The organism is uncultured Methanofollis sp. (genome assembly GCF_937919355.1).
Taxonomy (GTDB): Archaea; Halobacteriota; Methanomicrobia; order Methanomicrobiales; family Methanofollaceae; genus Methanofollis.
Map to the genome: position 1 here is coordinate 1 of NZ_CALFSA010000209.1, position 9,177 is coordinate 9,177.

Below are 9,177 nucleotides of genomic sequence, written 5' to 3' on the forward strand. Positions count from 1 at the left end.
TGAAACTGCCGGGCATGGTGTACAGGCCGGACGACCGTCCGCCATGGTCAGTTACGCTTGTGCTCGCCGTGCAGCACCTCTTCCTCTTCGTGATCAGCCTCCAGGTCATCGCCGCCCTCGCTGGTGCCGCCGGCATCGCTGACGACGACCTCCTCGTCCTTATCGGCGGCATCGCGATCGCCTCTGGTGCGGCGACTATCGTGAATGCCGTCGGCTACCGCGGCCTCGGCGTCCGGTACCTTGCGCCGTACACTCTCTCGGCCGCATACCTGGGGCCGATGGTCATCGCGGTCAAGACCGGCGGCCTCTCCCTCCTCCTCGGCATGACGACGGTGACCGGCCTCGCCCAGGCCGCGTTCTCACGCTACATCTCGCGCCTCAGGAAATACTTCCCCGTCGAGATCGCCGGCATGATCCTCCTCATGCTCGGCATCATGCTCATCAGCCACATCATGCCCGCGTTCATGGGGAAGTACGGCTCAGGTCCGGGCACCGACATCGCCTCGGCCGTCACAAGCGTCCTCCTCCTCGGCTTCCTCGTCGTGGTCTACGTCTATAGCCGGGGGGCGGTCAGGACCGCCGGGATCATGCTCGGCATCTGTGCGGGCTGGCTCATCGCCGCCGCCACCGGCGCCTTCGGCCCTGCCGAGATTGCCGGCATCGCCGCCGCCCCTCTCTTCGCCCTTCCCGACCCCACGAAGATCGGCTGGTCCTTCGACCCGGCTCTCCTGCTGCCCTTCCTTGTCGCCGGTTTCTGCACCGTCTTCAACGACCTCGGCACCTTCACCCTCTGCCAGGTGAGCACCAACCAGGCATGGCAGAGGCCTGACTTCGGGAACATCGAGAAGGGCGTGCTCGTCACCGGGCTCGCCACCACCTTCTCCGGCCTGATCGGCGGGGCCGGCGTCGGGGCGTCACCTGCGGCCGTCGGCGTCTCTATCGCGAACGGCGCCTTCTCCCGGATCATCGGTGTCTGTGCCGGCCTCCTCCTCGTCCTGGCGGGTTGCTCCCCCCTGCTCCTCAGGGCCCTGACTTCCATGCCCGCATCCGTCCTTGCCGCCGTCTCCCTCTTTGCGGTCTCCTTCATCATCGTCTCCGGGCTTGCGATCATCTCCTCCCGCATGCTCGACTCCCGGCGGTCCCTGGTCATCGGCGTCCCCCTGGCGATCGGCGTCGGGATAGACCTGGTCGCAGAGAAGATCGCGGGCATGAGCAACATCCTCCCCCCGGCCTTCGGGACGTCCCTCACCGTCGCCGCCCTCCTTGCGATCCTCCTCAACGCCCTGTACCAGGTGGGGGTGAAGGACACCGTCGAGTTCTTCCACGACCCGGCGGCGGGATCGCCTGCCGACCTGGGCCTGGCGATGATGGGGCCGGCAAGGGCCTGGGGGGCACGCAAAGAGGTCTTTTCCCGGGCGGTAAAGGCGGTTCAGGCATGTGTCCGGGATATCGAGGCCCAGGGAGTGACAGACAAGCCAGTGCGGGTGATCATGCGCTTCGACGAGTTCAACCTGGAGATATTTGTCTCGTACCTGACGCGGCGTCCCGGCGAGGGGGTGCGCCTCGTGACAGGTGCCAGCGGCATGGCCGACGCGAGCGACCTCTCGTGCAGGTGCACCCTCCACCTGCACTTCGACCACTAGGAGACGGAAATGACAGCACAGGGATGGAAACCATGAGCAGGCGACCTGAAGACCTCGTGTACAGCGTCGACGAACGCCCTCCTGCGTCGGTGGCAGTGCCCTTCACTCTCCAGTTCGTGGTCCAGCACGTCGCCCTCTCCCTGGTGATCCCGATCATCATCGTTGCGGCCGTCGGGGGCCCGCCCAAAATGACGGCGGCCCTCCTCTCCTCCCTTCTCCTCGCCGAAGGGGTGGGCACCGCCCTCCAGGCCCTCCGCGGGCGCGGCATCGGCTGCGGCTACCTGATGCCGACCGCCTACGACGAGTCCTTCCTGGTGGCGACCCTCCATGCCGTCCAGGTCGGCGGCCTCGCCCTTGCGTTCGGCATGACCGCCGTCGCCGGCCTTCTCCAGATGGGCTTTTCCCGCGTCGTCAGGGAACTGCGCGTCCTCTTCCCGCCCGAGGTGATGGGAGTGGTCATTACCATCCTCGGCTTCTCCCTCATCCCCTTCGGTATCCAGAGTTTTCTCGGCATGACCGGCGAGACCGACACTGCCGGGTTTATCCCTGCGGGCGTCGGCGTGGCAGTCCTCACCCTTGCGGTCCTTGTCGTCTCGCCCAGGTTCGGCGAGAAGTATGAAGCGAACGCGATCATCACCGCCCTTGCGGTCGGCCTCGGCGCGAGTTATCTCCTCGGTCTGTATCCTGCCGACGCCCTGGAACAGGTGATGGCGGCCCCCCTCCTCCAGGCCCCTGACATCGCATCCTTCGGCTGGTCCTTCGACCTCCGCCTCCTCCCGATCTTTCTCATCGCCGTGATCGCGACGACGATCCAGACGATCACCAACGTGACGATCGGACAGCGGGTGAATGACGCCGCCTGGGTGAGGCCTGACATGGAGAACATCAGGGACGGCGTCTTCACGGTGGGGATCACGAACGTCTTTGCCGGTGTTATCGGGTCGCCGGGCGTCTCCACAGCCTCGTCCGAACTCGGCATCTCGGTCGCCTCCCGGATCACGAGCAGGTACATCGGTTTCCTCTTCGGCGGGGCGCTTGTCGTCTGCGCCTTCGTCCCGATGGCGACAACCGCCTTCTCTCTCGTGCCGATCTATGTCATCGGTGCGGTCGTCATCTACATCTGCGCCTTCCTGATCATGGTAGGGATCACGACGATGCTCTCCCGGATGATGGACACGCGGAAGGTGCTGGTCATCGGCCTCTCCCTGGTCTTCGGCCTCTCCGTCCAGTTTGTCCCGTACGTCTTCGAGGACGTCCCCCCAGTCTTCGAACCGGTCTTCGCCTCCTCGATCGCCCTGGCCACCATCACCGCCATCGTCCTCAACCTCGCCCTCAGGGTCGGCATCAGGCAGGAGGAGAGCATCGTGCTCGAACCGGGGTCGCCCGCGGCCAGGGAGATCGAGTCTTTCCTCAGGCGGAAAGGCGAGGAGTGGGGCGCCCGCGAGGAGGTGATCGTCCGCGCCGCCGCCGCGGCCACCGAGGTCGCGGAGGGGACGATGGGGTCCCTCACCGACGGTCCCCTCGAGGTCTCGGCCTCCTTCGACGAACTGAACCTCGACCTTGCGGTCAGGTATACGGGACAGTCACTGGACTTCCCCGCCTCCCGTCCCACGGAGGAGGAGATGCTCGAAGACGACCGCGGCTTTGCCGCCTTTGCCTGGTACATGGCAGGACAGTACGCCGACAGGGCCTGGAGCAGGGAGGAGGACGGGCAGTGTCGGGCCTTCCTCCACTTCGACCACTGACAGGGCGCATCACCCGGTCCCCTCTGGACACCTGTCCACAGGCGTGGCCCCCTCTCTCCCATGGGCCACCCCGCTTCCGGGCCCTGCTCCATGTCTGCACATTTTCACTCCTCCTCTGTATTTTTTAATCCCTATTTTTGTACGTGTGTCGAGTGAATGTGTGCACTATGGATAGCATTATCTGATCTCCTGCATGATGCCCCTCCATGGACCCGCAGGTCACCGAGATCACCATCCTCCCCGGAAAGGACAAGAACGGCAGGACAGAGCACTTCGACCGGATCGTCATCAGGCCGGGCGAGACCCTCGCCATCGTCGGCCCGACCGGGTCGGGAAAGAGCGCCTTCATCAGCGACATCGAGGTCTTTGCAAGGAATGACACAGTCACCGGACGGACTGTCCTGGTCAACGGCGAGGTGCCGCCTGACGACTATGTCCGCGACCCGGCGAAAAAACCGGTCGCCCTCATCACCCAGAACACCCGATGTCTCGCCGACCTCAGGGTCGCCGAGTTCCTCAGGATGCACCTCTCGGCCCGCGGCATCGGGGACGCGGGGGTCGTGGAAGAGACGATCACCCTTGCAAACGAGTTCACCGGTGAGAAGATCGCCCCAGGTGTGCGGATGACCTCCCTCTCAGGCGGGCAGACCAGGTCCCTGATGGTGGCGGATGCGATCCTGATCGGGAGCACGCCCGTGATCATCCTGGACGAGGTCGAGAACGCCGGGATCTTCAAGGACCGGGTGATCGAGGTCCTCCGCACCTACCAGAAGGCCGTGGTCTTCGTCACCCACGACCCCCTTGTTGCCCTGATGTGCGACCGGCGGATCGTGATGCGGAACGGGACAGTCGTCAGGGTCATCGAGCACACGGGGGCCGAAGACGAGGCCCTCTCTGCGGTGAAAAAGATGGACGGCATCCTCTGCCGCCTCAGGGAGCGTATCCGTGCCGGCGAGGCGATCACCAGCGGCCTGCCTGCCGACTTTGCTCAGGAGGAGGTGCACACCTCCCTCACTTCAGACCCGGCGCGTACGACCGTCACCTCAGAGTCGGTGCATACGGCATGAAACTCCTTGTCGTCGCCGGACCGCCGTCGGCGGGAAAGACAGCGGTTGTCCGCCAGGTCCTCAGGGGCCTCAGGCCTGAGGAGAAGGCGGCCTACCTCAAGATCGACGTCGTCAGGGCCTTCGAGGACGAAGAACTCGCGGCCGAGTTCGGCATCCCGACACGGAAGGTCTACTCGGGCGACCTCTGCCCAGACCATGCCGGGATCATGGTGATGGCCGACGCCCTCCGCTGGGCTGAGTCTGCGGGGACCACTCTCCTCATCGTCGAATCTGCGGGACTCTGCCTCCGCTGCTCCCCGTACGTCACCCAGGCCCTCGGCATCGTCGTCCTCAGCGCCGTCTCCGGCACCCATGCCCCTCTCAAGATGGGGCCGATGATCTCCCTCGCCGACGTGGCCGTCGTCACCAGGATCGACCTGGTCTCCCAGGCCGAGAAGGAAGTCTTCAGGGAGGGGATCAGGGCGGTGGCACCCGATATCGAGATCGTCGAGACGAACGCGGTGCAGGGGACGGGCATGCGCTATCTCCTCAGGAGGATCACGGAGGCCAGCGAGGTGACAGACGCCGGCACCATCGAACTCCGCGGCGTCCCGCCCCTCGGCGTCTGCACCGTCTGCGTCGGCAAGAAGGGGATCGGCTGGCAGCACCACTTCGGGGTCGTCCGGAGACTCGGGGACGCCGGCACACTCTTCCGGGGTGAGTAGATGGGCTGGCGGCCTCCCGGAAAGAACTGCGGCCTCTGCGGGGCGCGGACCTGCGATGCGTTCATGGAGATGGTCGCCGCGGGCGAACGGTCTGTTTCGGACTGCCCCTTCTCCGGGGGCGAGACCTGCGTCGCCGCTCCCGACGCGGTCTATACGGGGCGGGACATCGTCGGCAATACCTACGACTTTGTCCTCGACCCCCTGCCGGGCGAACCCACGGCCCGGAAGATCGTCCTCCCCTTCAGGCCCGACCTCGTTGAGAAGTGGGGGATTGCGGAGGGCGAGATCGTCGTCGGCCGCCCGATGGGTGCCGGGTGCCCTGTCCAGCACGTGATCAGGGTGATCGAGGCCGACCCTGTCACCGGCCTCATCACCGGTCATGTCGTCGGCCCGGAGTTCTCCCGGGGCCGGGAGTACCACGATGTGCGGGCCTACCACATGATCGGTTTCGAGGGCCTCGCCCGGCCTGTCGCCCACCCGCCGGTCTTCGGGAAACGCCAGCGTTTCCTCCCCGGCTTCTGCATGATGGCCCTCGCCCACACCGGGGTTACCAATATGATAGTGGAACGCCCAGAGGGGCTGCACGTACGGGTGGAGGACGTTATCATATGAAGACCATCGCCGGGATCGAGGAACGGGTCAGGGACGGGAGCGCCGTCGTCCTGACCGCCGCCGAGTTGAAGAGGCGGATACGGGAAGGAGAGAAGCTGACGCCTGAAGACGTCGACGTCGTCACCTGCGGGACCTGCGGCGTGATGTCAGGGACGACGGCCGTCCTTTCGGTGCCTGTTGCCCCGCCGGGCACCTTCTTCCGCGCCGACTCCGTCAGCCTGAACGGTGTCCCGGCCTTCCCCGGCCCCTGCCCGAACGAGCGCCTCGGACTTGTGGACATGGTCGTCTTCGGCACCTCGCACGGCGGGCAGAGGTACGGCGGCGGTCACCTCATTGCCGACCTTGCGGCAGGGAAGGACGTCGATGTCCTGGTCACGGCGGGGGGAAGGGAGATCTCCCACACGGTCACGATCGAGGACTGCACCGTCGCTCGCCTGGTCACGACCAGGAGTGCCTTCAGGAACTACACCGCCTACGTGAACCGCGAACCCTCCGAGGTCAGGACGATCTTCTCGGCCGCGGGTATGCGGGGGCCGTGCGTCGAGGCCTCGGTCAGCGGGTGCGGCGAGATCAACCCGATCGAGAACGACCCCGCCATGCGGTTCATCAGGGCGGGTGTGCGGGTGCTCGTGAACGGAGCGCCTGGTTTCGTGATGGGCGAGGGGACGCGGAGCACGCCGGAAAAGCCGAACATCATGGCCTTCGCGGATATCAGGGAGATGAACCCCCGCTATTGCGGCGGTTTCGTCACCTCGGCAGGGCCTGAGTGCATCACGAGCATCGCCGCCGCGATCCCCGTCCTCGACAGTGCCGGTCTATCCGCCCTCTCCGTCCTCGACGAGGCTATCGCCCTGCCTGTGGCCGACATCAGCGACCGCCGGCCCTTTGCGTCGGCGACCTACGGCGACGTCTGGCAGGGCACGGACCGACGGGTCACGTACGACCCGACCTCCTGCCTCTTCTGCGAACCCTGCGTGGCCGGAGGCCTCTGCCCGACCGGCGCCTTTGCGACAGGGAAGGGGATAGACACGGCGCTCTGCGTCTCCTGCGGGGCGTGTGCGGCATCGTGCCGCGGCGGCGCCGTCTCCGGCGCCCTCGGGACCATCACCATCGGCGGCAGGCGTGTGCCGATCACTCTCCGCCAGTCCGACCGCAACCGTGCCGAGGCCCTCTGCGAGGACCTGCGCCAGAGGATCCTTGGCCGGGAGTTCCCGGTGAGGTGAGGATGATGAGGCCGTACACACTTCTCTGCCCCGACTGCGGGGAGACAGTCGAGGACCACTACACCCTCTCCTGCCCATCCGGGTGCCGGGCCCTCATCCGCACTGTCTACCGGAAAAAGACACTCGATATCAGGGACGAACCCGGAGTCTTCAGGTTCGCCGACTGGCTCCCTGTCGAGGGGATGATCAGGGCCGCCGCGGGGCCGGTCACTTTCCGCTCGACCGCCCTCGCCCGCGACCTGGGCCTCAGGAACCTCTGGATCGGTTTTTCCGGCTACTGGCCGGAGAAGGGGGGGCGGGTGCTCACCTGCTCCTTCAAGGAACTCGAAGCCCTCCCGACGATGGTGCGGATCAGGGAGACGGCCAGGGGCCGGACTCTGGTCGTCGCCTCAGCGGGGAACACCGGCCGCGCCTTCTGCCAGACCGCCGCCCTGACCGGGATGCCGGTCGTCGTCGTCGTGCCGGAGACTGCCGCCGACCGCCTCTGGACGACTGTGGAGACCGACAGGGCCTGCCTGGTCACGGTGGACGGCGACTATGCCGACGCCATCGCGGTGGCGAACGGTCTCTGCTCGGTTCAGGGTTTGATCCCGGAGGGCGGGGCGAAGAACGTCGCCCGCAGGGACGGCATGGGCACGGTGATGCTTGACGCCGCGGTCACCCTCGGTCGGATGCCCGATCACTATGTCCAGGCGGTCGGGAGCGGTACCGGTGGTATCGCCGCCTGGGAGGCGTCGATGCGGCTTGTCGGAGACGGCAGGTTCGGGGACCGCCTGCCGCGCCTGCACCTCGCCCAGAACGCACCCTTTGTCCCGATGGTCAGGGCGTGGCAGGCGGGCCGGCGCGAGATCATCCCCGAGGAGGACATGCCCGGGGCGCGGGCTGCAATAGCGGCGGTTTATTCTGATGTGCTGACCAACAGGAGTCCGCCATATGGTGTCGGCGGGGGCGTCTTCGACGCCCTCACCGCGACAGGAGGATCGATGTATTCTGTGGAGAACAGGGATGCTGAGGATGCAGGGCGGCACTTTGCTGAGGCCGAGGGGATAGACCTCGACCCGGCGGCTGCGGTGGCTGTTGCCGCCCTCAGGCAGGCGGTGGAGTCGGGAGAGATCGGGCGCACCGAGACGGTCCTCCTCAATATCACCGGCGGCGGCTATCGACGTGTCGCGGAGGAGCATGAGCGCTACAGGATCGAGCCCGCCTTCAGGGTCGCCCCCAACGTTGACGCCGCGGTCCTCGGGGCGAGAGTCCTCGGGCAGGTGAGAAACCGTGCATGAGGATCTTGTCGCCGACCTCCTTGCCGAAAAGGGGATCGACCTTGTCGCCTCCCTCCCCTGCGACCGCGCCGGTGACCTCTGCTTCCTCCTCTCCGAGCGTTTCCCGACAGTCGGGTTGATGCGGGAGGAGGACGGCGTCGGTGTCTCTGCCGGGGCGGTGCTCGCCGGGAAGAGGCCGGTGGTCGTCATCCAGAGTTCGGGCCTCGGGAACATGCTCAACGCCATCCTTTCCCTCACCGTCACCTTCGGCCTCCCCCTCCCGATCCTTGCGAGCTGGCGGGGCGTGTATATGGAGAAGATCCCGGCCCAGATCCCCTTCAACACCCGCCTCCCCGCGATCCTCGGAGCGGCGGGGATCCCGTACACCGTTGTCGAGGACGCCGGGGAGATCGGAAAGATCGGTGCGGTGATCGACGACGCCTTCCTTCACTCCCGCCCGCACGTCGCCCTCATCTCGCCGAAGGTCTGGGAGGGGGGAAAGTGCGAGGTCTGCCGCGACCTCCCGCCGCGGCCCTGCCGCCACCGCGTCGTCGTCGGGGGGCGCCCTCTCCCCGCGCCGGTGACAGAGAGGCTCGGGGCGATCAGGGCGGTCGTCCCCCATCTCCGGGACGCCGCCGTCGTCTGCAACATCGGGGTGCCGAGCAAGGAACTCTATGCCGCGGGCGACCGCCCCCTCACCTTCTACATGCTCGGCTCCTACACCCAGGCCTCGGCGATCGGCCTCGGCCTCGCCCTCTCGACGGAGAGGCGGGTCATCGTCATCGACGGCGACGGCAGCCTCCTCGGGAGTTCTATCCTCCCGGTGATCGCGGCGAGCGCCCCGAAAAACCTCACCGTCGTCTGCCTGGACAACGGCACCTTCGGCTCGACAGGCAACCAGCCCACCTGCGCCTGCACCGGCGC

General features: G+C 66.6%; 8 protein-coding genes. All 8 read left to right on the top strand.

Annotation, left to right across the window (positions count from 1 at the left end):
* The coding region (locus Q0520_RS10210; RefSeq protein WP_298669710.1) for a solute carrier family 23 protein at positions 1-1,643 on the top strand (1,643 nt) is incomplete at its 5' end.
* Between the two features lie 32 nt (positions 1,644-1,675).
* On the top strand, positions 1,676-3,388 hold the full coding sequence (locus Q0520_RS10215) for a uracil-xanthine permease family protein (protein WP_298669713.1): 1,713 nt from the start codon (positions 1,676-1,678) through the stop codon (positions 3,386-3,388).
* Between the two features lie 206 nt (positions 3,389-3,594).
* Positions 3,595-4,455 (top strand): ATP-binding cassette domain-containing protein, encoded by an 861-nt coding sequence (locus Q0520_RS10220; RefSeq protein ID WP_298669717.1) that lies wholly within the window; start codon positions 3,595-3,597, stop codon positions 4,453-4,455.
* Complete coding sequence (locus Q0520_RS10225; protein WP_298669720.1) at positions 4,452-5,159, top strand: GTP-binding protein; 708 nt, start codon at positions 4,452-4,454, stop codon at positions 5,157-5,159. Before Q0520_RS10220 ends, Q0520_RS10225 begins: the two co-directional genes overlap by 4 nt.
* Positions 5,160-5,771 (top strand): (Fe-S)-binding protein, encoded by a 612-nt coding sequence (locus Q0520_RS10230; protein ID WP_298669723.1) that lies wholly within the window; start codon positions 5,160-5,162, stop codon positions 5,769-5,771.
* Positions 5,768-6,994 (top strand): methanogenesis marker 16 metalloprotein, encoded by a 1,227-nt coding sequence (locus Q0520_RS10235; RefSeq protein WP_298669726.1) that lies wholly within the window; start codon positions 5,768-5,770, stop codon positions 6,992-6,994. Before Q0520_RS10230 ends, Q0520_RS10235 begins: the two co-directional genes overlap by 4 nt.
* 2 nt (positions 6,995-6,996) lie before the next feature.
* A complete protein-coding gene (locus Q0520_RS10240; protein WP_298669729.1) occupies positions 6,997-8,274 on the top strand; it encodes a cysteate synthase in 1,278 nt (425 codons plus the stop codon).
* A partial coding sequence (gene comD, locus Q0520_RS10245) for a sulfopyruvate decarboxylase subunit alpha (protein WP_298669732.1) occupies positions 8,267-9,177 on the top strand: 911 nt, incomplete at its 3' end. The genes Q0520_RS10240 and comD, both read left to right, overlap by 8 nt.

Coding starts and splice junctions, on each gene's coding strand:
- Q0520_RS10240 (WP_298669729.1), top strand. CDS start 6,997: ATGATGAGGCCGTACACACTTCTCTGCCCCGACTGCGGGGAGACAGTC.
- Q0520_RS10220 (WP_298669717.1), top strand. CDS start 3,595: ATGGACCCGCAGGTCACCGAGATCACCATCCTCCCCGGAAAGGACAAG.
- Q0520_RS10235 (WP_298669726.1), top strand. CDS start 5,768: ATGAAGACCATCGCCGGGATCGAGGAACGGGTCAGGGACGGGAGCGCC.
- Q0520_RS10230 (WP_298669723.1), top strand. CDS start 5,160: ATGGGCTGGCGGCCTCCCGGAAAGAACTGCGGCCTCTGCGGGGCGCGG.
- Q0520_RS10215 (WP_298669713.1), top strand. CDS start 1,676: ATGAGCAGGCGACCTGAAGACCTCGTGTACAGCGTCGACGAACGCCCT.
- Q0520_RS10225 (WP_298669720.1), top strand. CDS start 4,452: ATGAAACTCCTTGTCGTCGCCGGACCGCCGTCGGCGGGAAAGACAGCG.